Below are 21,145 nucleotides of genomic sequence, written 5' to 3' on the forward strand. Positions count from 1 at the left end.
TTATAATTAATATATTGGAAAAGCAGATATTATATTCCCACTTGAATCCAAATACATTTGTATCTCTAAACCATTCGATAAAACACCACTATATCTATTACCACTGATAAACTGTCTATTTACATACGCCTCATTAATACCATTAACTATTTGCTGCAGATTCCAATCTTTAGGGAAAAAGGATGAATTTGCACTTTTCACTACATCATCAACCTCTACCATTGCAGTATAAACTCCTTTTGAGTTAGGTAAAGACTCAGTTCCAATAACAATAGAGCCTTTCTGAGTAGGCATTCCTTCATAATGAAAACCAACAGCCCTTCCTCGAGCATTCAATTCGCCTTCAAGTATATGTTCCAAAGCTCCTGACCTAAAATTATCTACATTTTCCAATCTGTTAATTTCATAAATTGTTTCAGTTTCCCAAACTACATTATCAACTCCATATTTTCCTTTAAGAAAATCATCCCACTCATCTCCAAATACTACACCTTTATTAGCAGTTCTAGTTCCTAAAGCTTCGCTAGCTATCTTATCACCTTTACCTGTATCCTTATTCTGCAAAGAAGACTCATTAATCCTTTCCCCATTAAAGGGAGATTTATTAAAATCACTTTCCTTCTTCGCCATGGTCATTAATTGATTCCGTAACCATTCGCCATTTACTGCACTGTGCGGAATTCCACCAGAAGCTCCTGCTGCGGCTAATCGATGTTGCGGAGCATACGGCAGCAAATTAGAAATAGGTCTATCTTGCATATCTGCTGAAAGAAATCACGGACATACTCTTGGTTGGCTTCAGATGATTGATACTCTGATTCTAATTGATGATCCACTTTCTGAACAGCTTCTCTTGCTCGCCTTAGCTTTCGATCAGCATCGTTTATTGCTGAATAAAACGGATTTTTACTAAAGGGCTGAATCGTGACAAGGTCATCAATCTTATGTAACGTTTCCTTTAGCTCAGAACGTTGCTCGTTGACCATGTTCTTTGCATTAATAATTCCGTTCGACAGTTCATCCTCTAAGAACGGGAGATGGACGACTGTATTTCCTGACACATTTTCATCCTCCAAGTATCCGGAAGCACTGTCAAGAAAGGCAAGCTGCTCATCGACTAGATCGATCCAGCCATCGACACCAACCGCCTGTTCCTGATAAAAGCTTTTGATGGCATTTGCGCCTTTTCCTTGAAAACTCTCAAGATCGGCAAGCTCTAAAAAAGCTTTTTTTAATGTAAGTAACTTCTCTTTAAACTCTTGATACTCGTTTGATCGTTTTTCCATTGCAGAAATTAAGGCATCAGCTTCAAATATTTTTGTCATAAAGAGAAATCCTTTCCATGGATATTCATAACAAAATTGTACCGTAATATGGAATATGAATGGATAAAATGATGTGCAGAAAATTTAAAATGAATCTTTTGTAACGATTCTTTTTATCTATAAAAGAAAAAGACACCTTTTTCAGGCGCCTGAGGTTAGAAGATTAAACTAATCTACTAAAAGATAAGCCGGGCTTTGGGTTACATCTATAATTAATCTGTCCTCCCAAGTGATGCTGCTTGTTTCTCCAAGCATAGAAACCAATTGGCCAGTGCCGGACTCAAAAGGAATATTAATTTGGCCAGGTTCACCGGTTGTCCAAAGTGCCAGTGCTTTCTTGCCAGTTGAAGTGTGATTGAATAATAATACATACTCGTCTGATCGAGTGCCTTCTATTCTATCAGTAAATATAAATCCATTTAGGGCGGCTGTTAAAACTGATAGAGCTTGATAAGAAGGCTTAGGGGTGTCATCAACTCGATATAAACCGTAACCGTCAAAAACCTGATCTTTCCAGTTGAACCAAATGCTAATCGGAATTTCTAACATCGAGTTAATTAAAAACATTCTACTCATATATTGAGCTTGTGTAATTTCCGCAATCCTATCTGTTGTATAGCCCCATTCCCCTGAAATGATGGGCATCGGTTTTATAGCATATTCTTGCACCAAGGCTTCAAGCTGGTGATAGTCATTAATCATTAATTCCGGGTTTCCGCCAGGGTATGGATGTACTGACACAGCATCAATATATTTAAGTATTCCTTCCTGTAAGAGCGCTTCTAGCCATTGTCGATGGGTACTATTAATCTGAGACATGGCAGGTGCAACTACTATACCGCTTGGATCTTTTAATTTTATAAATGGTGCAACGCTTTTTAGTAAATATGAGTACATCTCTATGCTTGGTTGAGGACTCCAAAATTCTTCAAGATTCGGTTCATTCCAAATTTCCCAAAATGCTTGTAATCCTTTGTACCTTTCTAAAGCTGCTTGTGCAAATTTTATATAGGCAAATCGCCCTTCTGTTGTAACAACTGATCTGTCTTCTTCGTATAACGGGTTTGAATACGCCAAAATGAAATAAGGCGTTATTCTATTTTGTTTTAGTAAATCTACGGTTCGATCAAAAGAAGAAAAATTATAAACCCCTTTTTCTCGTTCTATAGCTTCCCAGATTAAATCTATTCTTGCATAATGCAATCCCGCATCACGAATGAGCTGGACATCCATTTCATTTGGAGGCTGGTTAATGTTTACACCGAATCCGTTGGAAATTATCTTCTTATCTTCTAATATAATCCGATTTGACCGTCTCAGTAAATTAAGCAATATAGTCAATAACCTTTTTAATCTAAGCCAATAATCCATATGTCCCCACCTATTCTAATAGAATTTATTCATACTAAGATATGAATTTAATAGAAAAAAGTGAGGGCGGAATATTCTCTTGTTTGTTCAAAATAAAAATACGCCGAAGTGGCGCATTTGTCAGCTAAGTTATTCTCATTGGGGAGTGGACTCATGCACCGCCCTAACAATAAAGTTGTTAAATAACGGCAGTCATACTATTCAGCAATCGGGTCTAATTGTTGCTTAACACCGAAAACTAATTGCCAGGCAGTTGGATGCCGCGCCAGTCGCTTACATCGCATTGACCATATTCATTATCACCAACAGCAATCACCGTTCCATCAGATTTAAGGCCGATGGTATGAGCGCAACCCGCCGCAACTGCTACAATATCGCACCAGTCACTTACATTGCATTGACCATACTCATTCCAGCCCACAGCCGCCACAGTACCGTCAGATTTAAGGCCGATGGTATGACTACTCCCCACCGCTATCGCCACAATACCGCGCCAGTCGCTCACATCGCATTGGCCTACCTTATTTTGACCCACAGCAACCGCCGTGCCATCCGATTTAAGACCAACAGTATGAAGATAACCCGTCTCAACCGCCACTATGCCGCGCCAGTCGCTTACATTGCGTTGGCCATACCGATTATTACCCACAGCCGTCACCGTGCCGTCAGATTTAAGACCGATGGTATGCCAGTCACCCGCCGCGACCGCCACAATATCATGCCAGCCGCTTACATTGCATTCATCTTCATTATTTTGGCCCACAGCTACCACCGAACCATCCGATTTAAGCCCAATGGTACGACACCAACCCGCCGCAACCGCTACAATATCGCGCCAGTCGTTTACATCGCATTGGTCATGTTTATTCCAACCCACAGCCGCCACAGTACCGTCAGATTTAAGACCGATTGTATGAGCATTACCCGTGTTCGTCGCCATATGAACATTACCAGCCGCGACCGCTACAATATCGAGCCAACCGCTTACATTACATTGGCCATATTTATTATCACCCACAGCCGTCACCGTGCCGTCCGATTTAAGTCCAACGGTATGACGACGCCCCGCCTCTATGGTATCTTTTGGCCACCGTTTCACCTTTAACGCCGCTTCTTTCGGTGAAATGTCATCCATGTTTTACCTCCTTGAAAACAATATGTTTCAGATTTTTTTCATAAGCATTCCGAAATTCAATATTCATTTTCCTCACCTCACTGACAGGACACTCCAATGCTAATGATGATCTATCCGTTTGTACTAAGCGTCAACAAGCGTTTTAGGTTGTCATCAATAAATTTATTATCGGCACTGTTGATTCCGCGACCGGCAAAATGACCCCAGATCGACTCGATAGGATCAAAAACAGCATTAGGTATAAGCTTAGCCTCGTATTTGTTATCGTCCGCCGTGCAGAAGAGATCCGTGCTCCCTGGCATGACGCAGGCAAGCGCTTTAATGCTTTTGAGCGCCTCATCGAAATCTCCGTTATAGGCGGGATTTGCACTAATATCTGCAAATTGGCCTGTCCATAACATGGCCAGGAAATTGTGCGGATCCATCTTCATAAAGCTATCTTCCCAGACGCCAGCCACAAAATCTGCCAATGAGTCATATCCCAGCTCACGATAAAGTTCCTCTCTGTAAAACGCCTGCGATAAGCCCCACCCCGCATAGACACGGCCAACGGCGCGCATGTCTGCAGAGGTCAACTGGTTTAGTTTACTTGAATCGAAGCTAACTGCTGCCATGAGCGAAGCTTTCATTCCGTCCAGGACCACAAACGTTTGGGGCCAGGTCTTGGCAACTCCGGCGAAAGGTGCAATTCGTTCCACCATGTCTGGATAACTTGCCCCCCATTGGAATGATTGAATGCCTCCCATTGACCATCCAACTACGAGAGCGATCTTTTGAATGCCAAATTTTTCGGTCACCAGCCGATGCTGTAATTTAACGTTGTCATAGATGGTTACCTGCGGAAAATTAGCCCGGTCGAATGGGGGAGGCGTGTTACTGGGAGACGATGATAATCCGTTGCCCAGCAGATTTGGAACGATAATGAAATATTTCTGCGGATCTAGTGCCATGCCGTTTCCAATCAACCATTCATTCTGAACATGCTGGTCGCCAAAAGCAGTTGGATAGACGATGACATTATCTTTCTTTTCATTCAATCTTCCATAAGTCTTATAAGCAAGAAAAGCGCTCGGTAACGTCACTCCTGATTGCAAGTTTACGTCACCCAAATCAAAAATCTCATAATCCATTGTATTGTCGCTCCCTTCAAAATGAAACCAGAATAAAACCGTTTAGCCTATTCAGCGTTAGGAAAACACCTATTTACCTGCGGACTATTTGACCCTCGATCCGCAACTGTTGGAGGACAAGAACATATATCGTTAGCTACGGTAATTGTGCAGCGTAGTTTTAAAACATCCAAAAGGTATTGCATGGTAAAATGGTATGTTGATGGCATTACGCTCCCTCGGTACGATAGGCATGTCTGGCTGCTCAACTAATGACCAAAGTAAAAAAGCCGGAAGAACAGAACAGGAAGATTCCTATAACTGCTGTTATTGCTTCTTCTTTCATTTTTTATGTTGCTGTGTGTACACTCTATTATAAAGTATTAAAAATTAAACACTGCTATTCTTTTACTAAATAGAAGAAAACCCGATGCCCTTACTGAAGGAATCGGGTCTTTTAATTGCAAAAATCTCATAACGTTGTGAATCCGAATTTTCCTGACGCCACCCCTCATTGCCTATGCAGCAGATTAATCTCTTTTATATTTCATCTCTGTTTCCTTCTAATTTTCCGGTGTATGAGAGAACGATACATAACACTAAAATTAAGTTTAAAGGGAACACCGTTTCAATAGGCAAATTGATCATAGCAGTATAAAAACCAATCACATAAAAGAATGCTGCGTAAAAAAGCCGAATATGCTTGCTGCCTCTATTATTTTCAATAATCTCGGCCAGCCTTTTTATAGTTACAATCCCTATATAAAGGAAAGCCAGGAGATAGAATATACCAAAATTAAGCAGCAAGTTAAGATAACCAGTTTCTGCGTATTTTCCAAGTGGTTCTGTATTAAAACCGAGCAAATATTCAGGTTTTAAATTTTCTAAATGGAGAAACCCTGCTCCATGTCCTTCAAAGCTTCCCTGTTTCAACTCCATATAACTTGTCCAGAATTCCGATGGCTCTATAGAGATTTTAAAACCCGAGTAAAAAATTATAATTCCAAATAGAATTCCCACAATTAATTTTAGCCATCTAGCCTTAGAATCAAATAAGTAAAGCATAGTTAAACCTATCAATCCAGACATAATTAAGGTAAATACACCTGTGATTGATTGTGTGAATAAAAGCGTTGCCAAAAGAGAAATAATTAAAAGAGTCTTTTTTGCGATACTAAAGCTGCTTTTGATGACAAATGGAATTAAAAACGGAATGATTAAAGCAAAGCCGTTCGGATCGTCCCAAATTGAACCAAATCGAACTGATAATGAATTCGGATACCCGAGAGCTGGAAGCCTTCCAAACGCATAATAATTAATCAGTTGATAGACCTCAACAATAATTGCCACATAAATAAATACCTCTATGCACCTGTTAATAATATTGTAATTGATTCGTTGAAACGGAAAACCATAAAACAACAAAGGTACTGAAAAAAACAAACCTGTTTGCAGCAAATAATCATTTTTCATGAATATAAAATTACTTACTGAAAACGTGAATAGGACAAAAACAGTTGTAATATCTACCCAAACTGATTTTTGATAGAAAAACGATGATTCTTTTAAAGATAATAGCAGCATCAAAAACAGTAGCAGTATTCCTGCAAAAATTGCATATTTGCCAAGCTGATATAACATCGGGGTGTCGGAATAGGCATAGCTTGTTGTCGCACTATTGTATTGCAATGGGTATCTGTACGATAGATAATAAAACGACAATAGGAATAAACTCAAAATAAACCATGACCAAACTTTTGAGGTATCATACGTCATTTTAACCCCCCTAATGTTCTTTTTAAAGAACATTATATCATTAAAAAGAACAAAAGAGAACAATTTCATCTCTTAATTTTTATATTTCGACAGCTAACCCTCCGTTTTTGTCAGATTATTTCCAATCATGAATTTTTTCAGTTACAAACAATTGACGCTTGCAAAATCTAGTGGTATTCTGTTCTAAATAAAGAGTTTTCATCGTATTATAAAGCTATATGACGGTTTTTGTAGTTATCATTTACTGTTCTTTAAAAGAAACTATTGCTCTATGCTTCAAATATGAAGGAGGTGATAGTAATGGAGAAAAAAATCTGGAAAGAGCCGACTCTAGAAGTTCTAAACATGAATCAAACGATGGCTGGAAAAGGAACAGTTATAATTGACATTATTTCTGAAGACGATTTTGATATCAAAAATCCAAGCTAATTAAAAAAATATGATTTTCTTATAACCCTGTATGCCTATCAAAAGGTATAGAGGGTATTTTTCATTAAACACATAAATTAAGAGTGTCCCAGCTTTTAGGACACCCTTTTTGATAGACTGCGATTCTATTAAGCTGTATGTCTTGCTCTAAGCGACCAAATTTGACGCAGCATAATCAATGATGCAAATATTGTTAAGTACGTTAAAACAATCCAGCCGGACATTAAGTATGGGTGTGTCGCTTCTTGGACAACGGAACTTGTCAGATAATCCCTAAAATACATACAAGCAAGAACAACAGAAGTTATCAACAAAATTAGCAATAATAGACCTTGTGTAAGTTTACTCTTTGTCTGTCCGCTTTCAGCCATATACTGATTTGCCCAGCCATCCTTTTTATCGGTTGATAATTTCTCAAACCAAACCTGGCAAAATGTCATTAGGTTTACCAACAAATAAAGCTCCGGACTTATCAGAAGCCCGGCTAAAATAACGTCTATCGGCCGGCTCATTGGAGTTTTCACCGCCAATATGATATTAAGAACAGAAGCTAAGCCAATTGGTATTAACCAAATCCAAGACCAGACAAATTGGTCGGTTGCTAATGAGACTGTCAGTAAAGCAATAAACATCACACGAATCACTAAATCCATCACCATTTTACCTTGGGATCTCCAAATTCTCCCTGTATGCCTCGTTTTAATATCTATATCTTTATTTGTTAACAAATCAACTGTACCTGATGACCATTTATTTCTCTGCTGCCTGAAGGCGTGGTAAGATTTCATCGCATCTACAAAGCAGCGGGCCTTTGGGCTAATTAATGTTTTCCATCCCGATTTTTGTAATTGCCATGTCAGCAGCATATCTTCTACATCACTTTCGTATTGCCAAGGAGCATCAAGCTTATTGTTATTTACAATATCCTGTAAAGCTTCCGGTCGGAACAATGTTGCCTGCCCGCCTAATACGTATGTGCTTCCGCCTCGATATTGCAAATCTAAAAGCCAGCTCGCCATATCTTGCTTTTGCTGATGTGTCCACCAGCGAGCGATAGGACCGCCGTATTGTCCACTGGCGATTTTTTCTTCGTAATAAGGGTCATCCTTTGAAAGCTTACTCTTTTTCTTTGGCATTCTCATCGTATACTTCGCCATAACTCCCCCGATATTCCGCGCACTCATTAGACCTTCCCACATGTATTTCAGGGCGTTCGGAGCAAGCCTGCTGTCAGCGTCCATCCCGAGTATGGCTTTTACTGATCTTTGATATACCTGTTGATATTCAGTCATTTCAGTGTAGTGAATATCTAGCATATCTCCATAAATTTGCTTCCATATTGTGTTTAATGCACCGACTTTACGCTGTTTATTGTTTACAGTTTTGATGACGTTTACATTTGTTTTATATTCTTTGCCAAAGGCTTTAGCAAGTTCTTCTGTTCTATCAGTACAGTTGTCAGCAATTACATAAACGTCAAGATCAACACCTTTTGGCAACGATTGGTCATACAAACCTTGTAAACAATCTTCGATAGACTTCTCTTCATTGTGAGCAGGAATGAATACGGCGATTCTTGGTTTCATGTATGTGTGGCGAATGTTAGGAGCTTTAGGTAATGTCGTCGTTTCCCTTCTTACTATTGTTTCTTGCATTTCTTAACACCCCTTTTTACATGAATTTTGTTTTTAAAACTTCCTTTATGTACACTAACCTCTAATCTATGTATGTTAATGTGCATTGGGAAGGTTTAACCTGTATACTTTCTTTTTGTTTATATACGTAAACAAAAGAGTTTGTTCTTAATAAAGAACAGTGTTAGTTATTTGCTTAAATCGACTTCCCTAGAAACCTCTGATCATATGTATCTTCGAACTTTTTGAAATTCTATGTAAGAATAGTAGTGAGGTACCTAGATCATAAATTGAAGTTAGAAGATAAATTATGCCAATAGAATGAGTAAATAGCATCATTAATAAACATTACTTAAGTATGTAATTATGTCTAATATTTACTTACATATCCTCCATAAGTTGTATTCGAATTCCATTATTATTATACCTTAATGAAATAGTTTCCGTTCTAAAAAACGAACGACAATATCCGATTATAATAGATAAAATAAGCGCAAATTTTTATGTAAGCGATACCAATTGTATTGTGGTTGCAGTGTTCAAGACGACACACTTCTACATTTAAAATACAAAGTTAAGGATCAAACTTCAGAAATTTCAATTCTATCTTAGTTAACGGTGATTTCATCAAAATAAGAGGCTTCAGCTCTGTTGAAGTTGTCAGGAGGTGCTGCTAATCGGAAAATGCTTTGTGGGGATTAATGTGGAGGCTGCCATTATCAGACGGCAGCCTATTCGAATAGATGTGCCTGAGGACAAAATGCCTTGTTCTACATCTCAATTCTTCTTTCGTCAACTAACCTTTCCATAAAACGAAGCAATTCCTCTTTCAGCTCTTTATGTTGCAGAGCAAACTCGATGGTCGTTTTAATAAATCCGAACTTTTCACCTACATCATATCTTGTTCCAGAAAAATCATAGGCGTATACAGATTGGACTTCGTTTAATTTCTGAATTGCATCTGTCAGTTGGATTTCTCCTCCTGCGCCTGTTTCTTGATTATCTAAAAAATTGAAGATTTCCGGAGTAAGTATGTAACGGCCCATGATCGCTAAATTTGATGGTGCATCTTCTTTCTTTGGCTTTTCAACGAATGTGGCCACCTTATATAGGTCATCTTCTTTAGAAACCGGGTCAATTATGCCGTAGCGCTCTGTTTGGTCATCCTCTACAAATTGGACTCCAATGACAGACGATTCCGTTTTTGTATATTCATTGATTAATTGCTTTGTACAAGGAATATCAGCTTGAACAATGTCATCTCCTAAAAGAACAGCAAATGGTTCGTTGCCGATGAATTTTCTCGCACACCATACCGCATGCCCTAATCCTTTCGGCTCTTTTTGTCTTATATAATGAAGATTAATGGAAGAAGACTGTTTCACTTTTTCCAAAAGTTCGAACTTCCCTTTTTCAAACAAATTTTGTTCAAGCTCAAAATTATGATCAAAATGGTCTTCAATCGCTCTTTTTCCTTTACCTGTTACAATAATAATGTCTTCAATGCCAGACTCGATGGCTTCTTCGACAATGTATTCAATAGTAGGCTTATCTACGATCGGAAGCATTTCTTTCGGCATTGCTTTAGTTGCAGGAAGAAACCTTGTTCCTAATCCAGCAGCAGGTATGATTGCTTTTTTCACTTCTCTCATTCTACTCTTCTCTCCTTAAATTTGCTTCGTTATTTTTTAACTATTGTATGATTTCAATCTTGGGTATATTAAGATCATTTAGAGTATCTAACGACAAACGATTAAGGAATCCAAGAAACCACAATTATATCAAGTGTTAGATGACATTACCGCTCTCTTTTACAACACTAGCTGTCGGTCTATCGATTTTGTCTTCAGATATTGATTTTTTTGATACATTTGAAACTAAACCCAACACAGGAACTTTTAAAAGAGTCTCAATCTCATTTTCACTTTTGATTGTATTATCGAAATATTCAAGAATAAAAGTTAAGCCGACACCAGCCATTAAACCAACTATGAAAGCAATTGCAATATTAAGTGTACGGCGGGGGCTTACCGGTACAGGATTGCTATCCTGCTGCGCTTCAGACAACACACTTACATTGTCGATATTCATAATATTTTTGACTTCTGCTTGAAAAACTTCTCCGACCTTATTTGCAATTGCTGTTGCTTGTTCAAAATTACTGTTCTCTACCGATAGTCTAATGACTTGTGATTCATTTTCACTCGATACTGTAATCATGGAATTCAACGATTCCATTGATTCATCCAGATTTAAGTCCTCTTTTACCTTTTCCAGGATGACTGGACTTTTAATAATGACGCTGTATGTATTAATTAGCTCTAAGTTGGTTTGAATCTCGTTATAATCGAAACGAGGTTCATCAGATCTTGTTTGGCTAACTAGAAGTTGAGTTGAAGCTTGATAGGTTGGAGTGAGATAAAAGTAGTTTACAAAAAAGCTTAGTAAAGTTGCAGCGAATGTCACCAACACGATTAAGGTCAGCCGTTTTCGAAGAATTAAAAAAATTTCTTTTAAGCTTATAGCCTGTTCCATGATATCCTCCTATTTTTTTGATTAGAATCGATTTATTAACAACTCCATTATACCTTTTAAAAGAACGAATAAAAGAGTGTTGTTCTAAAAAACGAACGACATTGTTCGACATTTACGCCTATATTCAATAACTATTCACCAATGTAAGCGTTTTATTTATTGTTACAAAAATACAAATGATCGCGACACATTTTGACATTTCTTAAAAAGAGCAGTATAAAGTTTTTTATTTTTCAATATTAGAATCAGAAATAAAATATTCTATCTATAAGTTGTGAATGGTAACATAAAAAAAGAACAGACCATCCCATCCAACAAACGAGGTGTCTCATTCGTGGTATACATCATCAAATTCATCTATGGCTTCCTGCTCCCGCCCGGATGGATGGAGACCACCTCTTATCCATAGCGATCGTGGGTTCCAATACACCTCTCATGGCTTCAAACGCAAAATAAAAAAAGCAGAGATGACACAAAGTATGTCACGGGTGGGGAAATGTATTGATAATGGGCCAATGGAATCTTTTTGGGGAACACAACTTAAGCCCACCAAATAAACGAAGAGCTTGTCTTTTTATCAATCCTCGTCGTCCCAATCTTCATCTTCTTCCCAGTTTTCTTTTTTGTCTTGAAGTCGATTATATAAAAATTCAATAAAGCTTTCTGCTTCAATGTTTTCATACCCACCAAGATTATCCCATACTATCACGGGGCATTCTCCATTAGTCATTTCGTTTGTATCAAGACAATAGGAATATATGTCAATATCCTCTATAACTACAAGTCCATCAGTTAATCCATAGTCTCTTTTATAGTCTTCTGTACGTTTAACAACCGATGCGGAATCAAAGTTATATCCTAATATCAGTACACCAAACATTCCTCCTGCTCCATACTTTCTTAAAAACCACTTATAACTTTCGGGTAGTTTCACATTAAGAGAATCTTCTATTTCATCTATATTTTTATCACTTGTTCCTCCTGTGAATATGCCTCTTTCCTTATTATTATTTATAAAGTCTTCAACTTTTACATAATCGAACATAAAAACACCTCGTCCTGATTTTTCAAACTGTTTCGCCCTCCACTTCCAATACCTAGCCCGAAAATGGTCATATCGCTTCTTTAATTCCTCGTTGTTTCGAAAACTTTCTCCATTCCCTCTAAGTCCATGAATTACTTTACTGTATTTCGAATGGAGACTATTCGGGATTTCCACATAGTTCCAGGTTTTTCTTGAATAAGGTGATGTAAGTTTATTTATGTTCCGTCTTTTGCATATGGAGCATTACCATTTTTCATTAACTCTAGATTTGTTACACCAAATTCATTTTTTTGATGAATATCAATATCTTTAAGTGTATACACTCTTCGACTGACATCTTTTACATTATCTCCAACTTTTACGCACCCTTCAAAATCTGTTGCGCCGTATCTATCTTTATTCAAGCAAGGAACATGAACTTCTTTGCCTGTAAACGGCTTTCTACTTGATGCCCCTTCCTTCTTCGCCATGGTAATTAACTGATCTCGTAAAACATTTAATTAAAAAACCTTGAAAGACATGTAGCCCTTTCAAGGTTTTACCTTTACTTTAATTCACGAGTCAATTAGAGCTCGTATTACAGCGTTCTATATGAATTTCATAACCCTCTTCTTCAAAATAAACTTGTACAATATGATCGGTGTTTTTATCAGCTAGTGTAAACTCATTAGTTTGAGAAATATCCCAAAGTTCCTCAATTACCATTGCGAAATTTAATATTTTAACATTTGCCCATATCGGTTCTAAACAATTAGGGACTAATATCAACAGTTCTTCTTTATCATTCTGGAAACTTAAAGAACTTTTAATCCATGAAATATAATTATCTTTAAAATCTCCAGCTGGTTTTTGAAATGATGGTGTAGAGCCAATTCTACGAAACTGTTTCAATACTTCTTCAAACTGCATAATCAAAACTGAATCATTGTCTTTAAATTCAATTAGTTCTAAATAATTTCTTCATTTCTTTTCTAGCATTAATTAAAGCTAGTTTTCTTCTAATATTTTCATTTGGGAATGTCATGATACTCCTACCTTTTCAAATCCATGATTCTAATTATAAATTGCAGCAAAATAATGAATAAATATAGGATTATCACTGTTCCTTAACCGGCTAACGGAAGGATTGTTTTTTATCAATCCTCATCATTCCAATCTTCATCTTCTTCCCAGTTCTCTTTGGATTGCTCTAGGTCATCTAATAAAAATTCAAGAAAATTATTAGCTACAGTACGACCATATCCTTCATGATTATCCCATAATATAACTGGGCATTCTCCATTTTTCATTTTGTTTGTATCTAGACAATAAGAAAATTCATCAATATATTCAATAACAACAATACCATTTGTTAAATTATAATATTTTCTATATTCTTCAGTAACAGTAACAACTCTTGCAGATACTTTTCCATGTCCTAAAATATTAACTCCATATATTCCACCAGAACCATAATTTCTCAAAAACCATTTATAGCTCTTGGGAAGTAAAACCTGGAGTTTTTCTTGGATTTCGTTAATCTTTTCTTCACTTATACCCCCTGTAAAATCATCATCTTCACTATTTTGATTAATAAAATCCAGTACTTTTGTGTAATCCATTTAAACCATCCATCCTTTAATCTTGTTTCGCAAATTGTTTCGCTCTCCATTTCCAATACTTTTTCCTAAAGTTATTATATTGTTTTTCGAGATTAATATCATTTCGAAAACTCTCACCATTTGTTTTTAAACCATGCAGGATTTTAGTATATTTAGTATGCAAGCTTCCTGGTATCTCTACCATAGACCCTGGTTCATTTTGAATCAAGTGATGCAAATTTACCTTTGTACCATCATTTGCAAAAGGTGCTTCACCTTTTTTCATGAGCTGTAGATTAGTTTTTCCTGTATCTGGATCTATTCTATTAAGATCAATATCTTTAAGTGTATACACTCTTCGACTGACATCTTTTACATTATCTCCAACTTTTACGTACCCTTCAACATCTTTTGCGTCATATCTATCTTTATTCAACCAAGGAACATCAACTTCTTTGCCTGTAAATGGCTTTCTATTTAATGCCCTTTCTTTCTTCGCCATGGTAATTAATTGATCTCTTAACCATACACTATTTACAGAATTGAATGGAATTCCACCTGAAGCTCCTGCTGCGGCTACTTGATGTTGTGGCGCATACGGCAGCAAATCAGTTACAGACCTATTTTGTACGGCAGTTTTTGTTTTGGTTATTCCGGTCTTAGCTACTTGTTTCGTGGTGGCAATACCTGTCTTTGAAACAGCTCCTGCACCCTTTGTACCTACAATGGAAGTTGCTATCGTACCAAGTGCATAAGACACCCAGTGTGATCGTGAATACGCATCCCCATTTACCATGTCGCGTTCATATGAATCAGCAATGGCTTTTGAAATCTGGTTGTACGTATCTACTGGATGGGAAACAGAATTTACAACAGCTTCTACCGTTCCTCCCGGGTTTGTAACAAAATCATAGATTCCAACGACGAAGTCTTTTCCCACATCAAATAACCCCACGCCAATCCCTTTAAAAATATCACCCATTTGAAGTGACTCAGCCATCTGGACGATTTGCTGCTGTTCTTCTGGTGAGAAATTCGCCATTCCAATCTCATCCGCTTTTTCCACATACTCTTTTGTAAAAGGCGGGATGGTTTCTAACTCTTTTTTCAGCTGTTCAATCTTTCGTTCTTCAGCTTCTCTTTCCTTTCGTGCAAGGTACTCGTCCGTCTGCTTATCAATCTTTTGTTTTCTTTGGTACACTTCGCTTTTGTGAAAGGCAGCAGCGTCGAAATTGATCGGAGTGACAGAATTTCCTTTGCCGGTGGCTCCTGTCAACTGCTGAAAGAAATCACGGACATACTCTTGGTTAGCTTCAGATGATTGATACTCTGATTCTAATTGATGATCCACTTTCTGAACAGCTTTTCTTGCTCGTCTGAGCTCTCGATCAGCATCGTTTATTGCGGAATAAAACGGCTCTTTGCTGAAGGGATGAATCGAGACGAGGTCATCAATCTTATGTAACGTTGCTTTTAGCTCGGCCCGCTGCTCGTTGACCATGTTCTTAGCATTCATGATTCCGTTCGACAGTTCATCCTCTAAAAACGGAAGTTGGATGACTGTATTTCCTGATACATTTTCATCCTCCATGTATCCTGAAATACTGTCAAAAAAGGCAAGCTGCTCATCGACTAGATCGATCCAGCCATCGACACCACCAGCCTGTTCCTGATAAAAGCTTTTGATGGCATTTGCGCCTTTTCCTTGAAAACTCTCAAGGTCGGCAAGCTCTAAAAAGGCTTTTTTTAATGTTAATAACTTCTCTTTAAACTCTTGATACTCGTTTGATCGTTTTTCCATTGCAGAAATTAAGACATCAGCTTCAAATATTTTTGTCATAAAGAGAAATCCTTTCCATGGATATTCATAACAAAATTGTACCGTAATATGGAAGATGAATGGATAAAACGATGTGCAGAAAACTCAAAATGAATCTATGGTAATGATTCTTTTTATCTATATTGTCTTTTTCTAAGACAAATTTGATTGATTTTCAGACTTTTAAGTAATAAATATACCTCTTCCTATGAGAAGATTTCTATTTTTTAAGCTTAAAGTTCTTTATTCTTCTCTATAACATCGGATCGAAGTAATAAACTTTTTCTAACATTATTTTTTCAACACCTAACCCTTTAATATGAAAAATAGAACTTATTTCTTTACAACTCATGTGAAATCTAAGAATACTAGTCTATCTAAAAGAATTAATGGTACGATTAAGAAAGACGATCAAACCTACAAAAAAATAAACCATCCCATCCAACAAACGAGGTGTCTCATTCGTGGTATACATCATCAAATTCATCTATGGCTTCCTGCTCCCGCCCGGATTATTCGTTACATTACTAATCGCTTTAGGCATCTGGGCATACCGCCGAAATAAGGCGATTGCGCGCATGACATTAGTTCTTGCTTTTCTTTGGTATCTTCTCACGATTCCCTTTACCGGCGTCCTGCTTACGCAGTCGTTAGAGAATCGATATGAGCCGCCAGCTGAGGCAAGCGGTGATGTGATTGTGATGCTGGGCTCTGGTGCCACTTCAGATACACCTGATATTGATGGAGAAGGCCAACTGTCAGAAGGCGCTGCCAATCGGCTGCTAACGACGTATGGCCTTTACCAGCAGACTGAGCTTCCGATAATTCTTTCCGGCGGACAGGTATTTCCGGATTCCGGAGTGGAAGCCGCCATTGCCAAGCGCCAGCTTATACGGTTAGGGGTACCTGAGGATATAATTATCGAAGAAAATAGAAGTGTAAATACGAAGCAAAACGCAGAATTTACGAAAGAAATATTGCAGAAAAATAGATACACGAAGCCGATATTGGTTGCCTCTGCGTTGCAGATGGAGCGTGCGGTGCGGAATTTTGATCGGATTGACATCGCGGTACAGCCGTTTCCGACTGACTACACGGTAAACGAACGACTTGTGATTTACCCGAATCAATTTACCCCTTCAGGTAATGATCTTGCTTTTGCCGCGATTAAAGAGTACGTGGGTATTCTCTCTTTGTATTTTTAATCTGCAAACATGCAGCCGAAATTCTCTTTACGGAGAGTTTCGGCTATTTTTTATGTGTAGAAGAATGAAATCAGTGAAAAAAGCAAAAATAACATCATGTAAACAAAAAAAAGAAGCTATCTATGAAAAAACTGTGCCTGAAAATAATTCTCTTGTTTATGTCCTTTGCTTTGATCTATTCACCAGCTCAAGCTGAGGCAAAAGGCAGCGGAAATCCATGCTTAAGCCAGTCTGCTGTACAATTAAAGGGGGACTTAAGGAAACTCTGGACTGACCATGTCATATGGACAAGAAATTATATCGTAAGCGCCACTGAAGGATTGGAAGATCAACAAAAAGTGCTGAAAGGCTATTGAAAAACCAGGAAGATCTAGGGAACGCAATAAAGCCTTATTATGGCGAACAAGCAGGAATCAAGCTGACTGAGCTGTTAAGAGAGCACATCCTCATTGCAGGTAAAATAGTCGACGCAGCAAAAAGCGGAGACGAAGCGAGTGTGAAAAAATTCAATACGGAATGGTATAAAAACGCTGATGATATTGCTCAGTTTCTCAGCAGCGCCAATCCAAATTTGCCGAAAAAAGCATTACAGGAATTGTTATACATGCATTTAAAATTAGTTGCAGACGATCTTTCAGCCAGACTCAATAAGGATTGGGATGCAGTTATTAAAGCTTTTGATGAAGGTTTTGACCATATTATTAAAAAAGCTGATACACTTACAGAAGGTATTATTAAGCAATTCCCAAATAAGTTTTCACTTTTTATTCAACAGCTAAAAGGCTTAGGTGGTTCCTAAGCCTTTTACGCTCTTAATATTTTTAATTATTTTTTCAGTATTAAAAAGTATTCTGAATTGATAACCTTTGAATTTTACATATTTGTCAAAGTAATAATCATCGTACCCCTCATTTAATGCGCCATCATCTCGTGGGCAATATCATGTCCATTCATTTCTGAAGGGTAGTAGGTAGGCCAGTTTTTGACTTCATCCAATAAAGCTTTCCGGTCGTCACCCCAATACAGGTGGTAGTGATCAGATTCATTCGGATAGATACTATGATCACTAAATTGAATATACTGAGGAAGTCCTTCGACTTTTTCAGCTAGTTTAAATATGTATCTTACTCCTCTATTTCCCGCATCATATGTTAGAATTTCGTACCCGTCATAGATATACTCACCAGAATTTTCTTCTCCATTTTTAAAGAACGTTACAGTATCCTGTTGAATCAAGATACGCTCAACATCTGTTTTATACCCTTTATTATAATACTCCTTATATTCTTCAGCTGTCTTGTCACCTTCATGTTCTGCTTTATAAGAAAATACTTCGTCAAGAGTACCATCTTGTAGATATGGATATACAGATTGCCAGTCTCCTTCCCAATCAGAGAGTGAACGATCCTTTACTTGACTATCTTCAAAATAGCCTTCATAAATTTTTTCTGTTTCTTCATCGTGGGCATGACTATGATCGTGCTCATGGTCGTGATCGTGTTCACTTTCATGTGTGTGACTTTCAGATGTTTGCTCTTGCGTTTCAGAAGAGTCTTCTGCAACTGATGAGGATGGTTTAGTTTCATTAGACTTGCCTTCGGATGAACCTGAATTCTGACAGCCTACCAATATTAGTAGTGAAATAATAGTTAATATGCTTAACCCCTTTGCAAATGAAATCTTCATTATGACACTCCTTTTCTACAAATCGTAAATATTACGATTTGTATTATACATATATCTTGTGTAAACATCAACGGAAAAATGTTTCAATTTTTTATAAGAAAGGATGGTTTTAATGGGAAATCCGAGTGTAATAGAGTGGTTAAAAGAACAGCAATTGCTATATGTTAAAAAAACCCGATTCTAAATAGAACGGGTTTCCTGCTATTTTATTTGACTCGAGCAACTTAAACGGTAAACCGAACATCACGTACCCCGAAGTAAGGAAAATACACAGCAATAAAATAAGATAACGAAATAATGATGATAAAATAGATCACAAACCATAGATCAACCCGCGAATATCCGATCTGATAATAATAAGTCCGTTTCGTCGTATTCGAAAAGCGCTTCGCTTCCATGGCTACGGCAATCCGGTGAGCGCGGCGTATGCTTTGGGACAGCAGCGGAATGGAGTAAGATTTCAGCTTATGAAAAAAGCTTAAAACCCCTTTTTGCTGTCCAACTCCGCGCACCTTTAAGGCATAACGCAGCGTTTGCAGCTCCTCCAGCATGATCGGCAATAGGCGTACCGCCGCCATAAAGCTATAAGCGTATTTTGGTTTTACTTTGACTTGCTGCATGAGGGAATAAAACAAAAATACAGGCCTTGTCGTTAAAGAAAAAACGACACCGATTACGGCAAAAACAATCCCGCGAAAGCCCAAATGCAATCCGCGAAAAAAACTTTCTTCCGTAATATCAATAAGCCCCCAATGAAACCACGTATGCTCCCCTTTTCCAAAAAAGATCATCGACGTTGATGACGTGATAAAAATAAGCAGAAAAGGAGCCGCGATTAGCAATAACCGCTTCCATGGATGGCCTGTAAAAAACAAATAGAGCAAGATGGTACCGAACATCACATTGATGATCACGTTGATATCATGAATAAACAAAATCAAAACAAACAGGATCACCATACTGCCAAATTTTAAGCTGGGATTTACTTTATGCAGCCACGTTTCTTTAAATGCAAAATCAAATGGCATACTTGTCCTCTCCTAACGAGCACTTTCTATTTTTTCGGCCGTTAAATCGTCCTCTATCAGCTTTCCATTTTCGATCAACCAAGCCCTGGACGCAAAATGCTCAACGATGTTCATATCATGCGTCACCATCACGATCGTTGTGCCGCTCTCCCGGAGTGCTTCAAGCTGCTCGAGGATAGCAAACGTGTTTTTCGCATCCTGGCCAAATGTCGGTTCATCCAACAGTAGGATCGGCTGTTCTTTGACAATCGCGGCAGCAACCGATAATCTCCGCTTTTGTCCCATTGATAATTGATACGGATGGTTTTGCTTGTGATCCTTTAGACGAAAACTCTCAAGCAGCTCGTCCACTCGGGCAGAAATCCTTTCCTCACTCCATTTTTCTAATCGAAGTGTATAGGCGACTTCCTCATAGACGGAATTGGTGACGAATTGAAATTCAGGGTTTTGAAACACAAAGGTCACGTCATCGGTCAATGTTTTGATTTTTTTATGATCCCGGTCAAATATGGTGTAGGAGCCCTTTGTTTTAATCAAATCCATGAGAGCGTGCAAGAGCGTGCTTTTCCCCGCTCCATTTTTTCCAAGGACGGCGATCCATTCCCCCAGATAGACATTCGCTTGCCCTACATCTATTTTTTTCTCTTTCCCTCGAAATCCTGCAAACGCGGAAAGAGAAATGGCCGTTTTTTCTTGATTGATGCTTTGCTTCGGCGCAAGTTTCCGGCGAGATTCGATATAATCGTTCCATACGTTCGGGTACCATATTCCTTGTTCAATCAGTACGTCCTTGAATTCTGCAAACACTTCTTCTTTGGAGCCGTCTGCGATGATCGTTCCCTGATCACTAAGCAGAATCACGCGATCGACGAAATTAACAATTTCTTCAATTTTATGCTCGACAATGATGACCGTTTTCTCCTCGCCAACCTCTTTGATCGTTTGCCAAACCTCTTTCGTCCCTTCTGGATCGAGCATAGCAGTCGGTTCATCTAGGAATAAGACATCCGGCTCAAGCGCCAGCACTGAGGCAATCGCCAATCGCTGTTTCATACCGCCTGACAAGGTTTGAATATTCGTATGAAGATTGTCAAAGTGAAGTCCGACTTGTTGCAAATAATGCTTCATCAAGCGTTGCATCTGTTCCCGGGGTATTTGCAGGTTCTCAAGAACAAAGGCGAGCTCTTCATCGACATAGGGCATACAAAATTGTGTATCAGGATCCTGAAACAAAAAGCCCCAAGAATCAGGAACCGTCACTTCCTTTGCTTTCATTGGTACTTCCACAGAATTCGGGATGAGTCCCGTCAATACTTGCAAAAGCGTGGATTTTCCTGAACCAGATGGACCCAACAGCAATACTTTTTCTCCTTTACGAAAAGAAAGGGAAAAATCCTTGAATAACAAGGATTCCGCCCCCGGAAATTTCAACCGCAAGTCCTTTACATTCGTCAAGGATGTCATAACA

Annotated in this window: 17 protein-coding genes and 4 pseudogenes; 4 read left to right on the forward strand and 17 right to left on the reverse strand. The window is 38.2% G+C overall.

Annotated features, from left to right (window positions below):
• Window positions 1-6: 6 nt before the first annotated feature.
• The 6 genes from AM592_RS14335 to AM592_RS14360 all read right to left on the reverse strand — a co-directional run bounded on the left by AM592_RS14335 (window position 7) and on the right by AM592_RS14360 (window position 6,716).
• On the reverse strand, window positions 7-759 hold the full coding sequence (locus AM592_RS14335; RefSeq protein WP_082364051.1) for an EndoU domain-containing protein: 753 nt from the start codon (window positions 757-759) through the stop codon (window positions 7-9).
• Window positions 705-1,325: a T7SS effector LXG polymorphic toxin gene (locus AM592_RS14340; protein ID WP_053604423.1), complete on the reverse strand. Its 621-nt coding sequence runs from the start codon at window positions 1,323-1,325 to the stop codon at window positions 705-707. Before AM592_RS14340 ends, AM592_RS14335 begins: the two co-directional genes overlap by 55 nt.
• Before the next feature lie 168 nt (window positions 1,326-1,493).
• Window positions 1,494-2,696, reverse strand: a complete 1,203-nt coding sequence (locus tag AM592_RS14345; RefSeq protein ID WP_053604424.1) for a GH39 family glycosyl hydrolase — start codon at window positions 2,694-2,696, stop codon at window positions 1,494-1,496.
• Between the two features lie 238 nt (window positions 2,697-2,934).
• Entirely contained in the window at window positions 2,935-3,831 is an 897-nt protein-coding gene (locus tag AM592_RS14350) for an RCC1 domain-containing protein (protein WP_053604425.1), read from the reverse strand.
• 110 nt (window positions 3,832-3,941) lie between these two features.
• Window positions 3,942-4,961 (reverse strand): alpha/beta fold hydrolase, encoded by a 1,020-nt coding sequence (locus AM592_RS14355; RefSeq protein WP_053604426.1) that lies wholly within the window; start codon window positions 4,959-4,961, stop codon window positions 3,942-3,944.
• 519 nt (window positions 4,962-5,480) lie between these two features.
• Window positions 5,481-6,716, reverse strand: a complete 1,236-nt coding sequence (locus AM592_RS14360) for a hypothetical protein (RefSeq protein ID WP_053604427.1) — start codon at window positions 6,714-6,716, stop codon at window positions 5,481-5,483.
• Window positions 6,717-7,016: 300 nt separating this feature from the next.
• Here AM592_RS14360 and AM592_RS23985 point away from each other — a divergent pair, with 300 nt between their 5' ends.
• Window positions 7,017-7,145 (forward strand): paeninodin family lasso peptide, encoded by a 129-nt coding sequence (locus AM592_RS23985; RefSeq protein WP_148564339.1) that lies wholly within the window; start codon window positions 7,017-7,019, stop codon window positions 7,143-7,145.
• Window positions 7,146-7,273: 128 nt separating this feature from the next.
• Here the strand turns inward: AM592_RS23985 and AM592_RS14365 are convergent, their stop codons facing one another.
• The 3 genes from AM592_RS14365 to AM592_RS14375 all read right to left on the reverse strand — a co-directional run bounded on the left by AM592_RS14365 (window position 7,274) and on the right by AM592_RS14375 (window position 11,314).
• The gene (locus tag AM592_RS14365; protein ID WP_053604428.1) at window positions 7,274-8,800 is read right to left on the reverse strand and encodes a glycosyltransferase family 2 protein; all 1,527 of its coding nucleotides are present in this window, start codon (window positions 8,798-8,800) and stop codon (window positions 7,274-7,276) included.
• A 749-nt stretch (window positions 8,801-9,549) separates the two neighbouring features.
• Window positions 9,550-10,431 (reverse strand): UTP--glucose-1-phosphate uridylyltransferase GalU, encoded by an 882-nt coding sequence (gene galU / locus AM592_RS14370; RefSeq protein ID WP_053604429.1) that lies wholly within the window; start codon window positions 10,429-10,431, stop codon window positions 9,550-9,552.
• 136 nt (window positions 10,432-10,567) lie between these two features.
• A complete protein-coding gene (locus AM592_RS14375; RefSeq protein ID WP_053604430.1) occupies window positions 10,568-11,314 on the reverse strand; it encodes a YveK family protein in 747 nt (248 codons plus the stop codon).
• Window positions 11,315-11,709: 395 nt separating this feature from the next.
• Here AM592_RS14375 and AM592_RS23385 point away from each other — a divergent pair.
• Window positions 11,710-11,850 (forward strand): annotated as a pseudogene (locus tag AM592_RS23385) (IS3 family transposase); the annotation flags it as partial.
• Window positions 11,851-11,891: 41 nt separating this feature from the next.
• Here the strand turns inward: AM592_RS23385 and AM592_RS14380 are convergent.
• From AM592_RS14380 to AM592_RS14400, 5 genes and pseudogenes are all read right to left on the reverse strand, one after another.
• Window positions 11,892-12,359 (reverse strand): SMI1/KNR4 family protein, encoded by a 468-nt coding sequence (locus AM592_RS14380; RefSeq protein WP_053606122.1) that lies wholly within the window; start codon window positions 12,357-12,359, stop codon window positions 11,892-11,894.
• A 21-nt stretch (window positions 12,360-12,380) separates the two neighbouring features.
• Window positions 12,381-12,850 (reverse strand): annotated as a pseudogene (locus tag AM592_RS23390) (HNH/ENDO VII family nuclease); the annotation flags it as partial.
• Between the two features lie 70 nt (window positions 12,851-12,920).
• A pseudogene (locus AM592_RS14390) lies at window positions 12,921-13,383 on the reverse strand (hypothetical protein).
• Window positions 13,384-13,495: 112 nt separating this feature from the next.
• The gene (locus AM592_RS14395; protein WP_053604433.1) at window positions 13,496-13,960 is read right to left on the reverse strand and encodes an SMI1/KNR4 family protein; all 465 of its coding nucleotides are present in this window, start codon (window positions 13,958-13,960) and stop codon (window positions 13,496-13,498) included.
• Between the two features lie 16 nt (window positions 13,961-13,976).
• Window positions 13,977-15,779 (reverse strand): T7SS effector LXG polymorphic toxin, encoded by a 1,803-nt coding sequence (locus AM592_RS14400; RefSeq protein WP_053604434.1) that lies wholly within the window; start codon window positions 15,777-15,779, stop codon window positions 13,977-13,979.
• A 443-nt stretch (window positions 15,780-16,222) separates the two neighbouring features.
• Here AM592_RS14400 and AM592_RS14405 point away from each other — a divergent pair, with 443 nt between their 5' ends.
• Window positions 16,223-16,963 carry a YdcF family protein gene (locus AM592_RS14405; RefSeq protein WP_053604435.1) on the forward strand — a complete coding sequence of 247 codons (741 nt, stop codon included), beginning with the start codon at window positions 16,223-16,225 and terminating at the stop codon, window positions 16,961-16,963.
• Between the two features lie 122 nt (window positions 16,964-17,085).
• Window positions 17,086-17,762, forward strand: a pseudogene (locus AM592_RS14410) (glycosyltransferase).
• 113 nt (window positions 17,763-17,875) lie between these two features.
• Here the strand turns inward: AM592_RS14410 and AM592_RS14415 are convergent.
• The 3 genes from AM592_RS14415 to AM592_RS14425 all read right to left on the reverse strand — a co-directional run bounded on the left by AM592_RS14415 (window position 17,876) and on the right by AM592_RS14425 (window position 21,141).
• On the reverse strand, window positions 17,876-18,649 hold the full coding sequence (locus AM592_RS14415; RefSeq protein WP_053604436.1) for a metal-binding protein ZinT: 774 nt from the start codon (window positions 18,647-18,649) through the stop codon (window positions 17,876-17,878).
• 224 nt (window positions 18,650-18,873) lie between these two features.
• Complete coding sequence (locus AM592_RS14420) at window positions 18,874-19,677, reverse strand: energy-coupling factor transporter transmembrane component T family protein (RefSeq protein WP_053604437.1); 804 nt, start codon at window positions 19,675-19,677, stop codon at window positions 18,874-18,876.
• A gap of 12 nt (window positions 19,678-19,689) precedes the next feature.
• Entirely contained in the window at window positions 19,690-21,141 is a 1,452-nt protein-coding gene (locus AM592_RS14425) for an ABC transporter ATP-binding protein (RefSeq protein ID WP_053604438.1), read from the reverse strand.
• Window positions 21,142-21,145: the final 4 nt, after the last annotated feature.

This window comes from Bacillus gobiensis (genome assembly GCF_001278705.1).
Lineage (GTDB): Bacteria > Bacillota > Bacilli > Bacillales > Bacillaceae > Bacillus > Bacillus gobiensis.

Excerpts from the sequence above, each read along its gene's own strand:
- AM592_RS14335 (WP_082364051.1), bottom strand. The coding sequence starts at position 759 with ATGCAAGATAGACCTATTTCTAATTTGCTGCCGTATGCTCCGCAACAT.
- AM592_RS14340 (WP_053604423.1), bottom strand. The coding sequence starts at position 1,325 with ATGACAAAAATATTTGAAGCTGATGCCTTAATTTCTGCAATGGAAAAA.
- AM592_RS14345 (WP_053604424.1), bottom strand. The coding sequence starts at position 2,696 with ATGGATTATTGGCTTAGATTAAAAAGGTTATTGACTATATTGCTTAAT.
- AM592_RS14350 (WP_053604425.1), bottom strand. The coding sequence starts at position 3,831 with ATGGATGACATTTCACCGAAAGAAGCGGCGTTAAAGGTGAAACGGTGG.
- AM592_RS14355 (WP_053604426.1), bottom strand. The coding sequence starts at position 4,961 with ATGGATTATGAGATTTTTGATTTGGGTGACGTAAACTTGCAATCAGGA.
- AM592_RS14360 (WP_053604427.1), bottom strand. The coding sequence starts at position 6,716 with ATGACGTATGATACCTCAAAAGTTTGGTCATGGTTTATTTTGAGTTTA.
- AM592_RS23985 (WP_148564339.1), top strand. The coding sequence starts at position 7,017 with ATGGAGAAAAAAATCTGGAAAGAGCCGACTCTAGAAGTTCTAAACATG.
- AM592_RS14365 (WP_053604428.1), bottom strand. The coding sequence starts at position 8,800 with ATGCAAGAAACAATAGTAAGAAGGGAAACGACGACATTACCTAAAGCT.
- galU (WP_053604429.1), bottom strand. The coding sequence starts at position 10,431 with ATGAGAGAAGTGAAAAAAGCAATCATACCTGCTGCTGGATTAGGAACA.
- AM592_RS14375 (WP_053604430.1), bottom strand. The coding sequence starts at position 11,314 with ATGGAACAGGCTATAAGCTTAAAAGAAATTTTTTTAATTCTTCGAAAA.
- AM592_RS14380 (WP_053606122.1), bottom strand. The coding sequence starts at position 12,359 with ATGTTCGATTATGTAAAAGTTGAAGACTTTATAAATAATAATAAGGAA.
- AM592_RS14395 (WP_053604433.1), bottom strand. The coding sequence starts at position 13,960 with ATGGATTACACAAAAGTACTGGATTTTATTAATCAAAATAGTGAAGAT.
- AM592_RS14400 (WP_053604434.1), bottom strand. The coding sequence starts at position 15,779 with ATGACAAAAATATTTGAAGCTGATGTCTTAATTTCTGCAATGGAAAAA.
- AM592_RS14415 (WP_053604436.1), bottom strand. The coding sequence starts at position 18,649 with ATGAAGATTTCATTTGCAAAGGGGTTAAGCATATTAACTATTATTTCA.
- AM592_RS14420 (WP_053604437.1), bottom strand. The coding sequence starts at position 19,677 with ATGCCATTTGATTTTGCATTTAAAGAAACGTGGCTGCATAAAGTAAAT.
- AM592_RS14425 (WP_053604438.1), bottom strand. The coding sequence starts at position 21,141 with ATGACATCCTTGACGAATGTAAAGGACTTGCGGTTGAAATTTCCGGGG.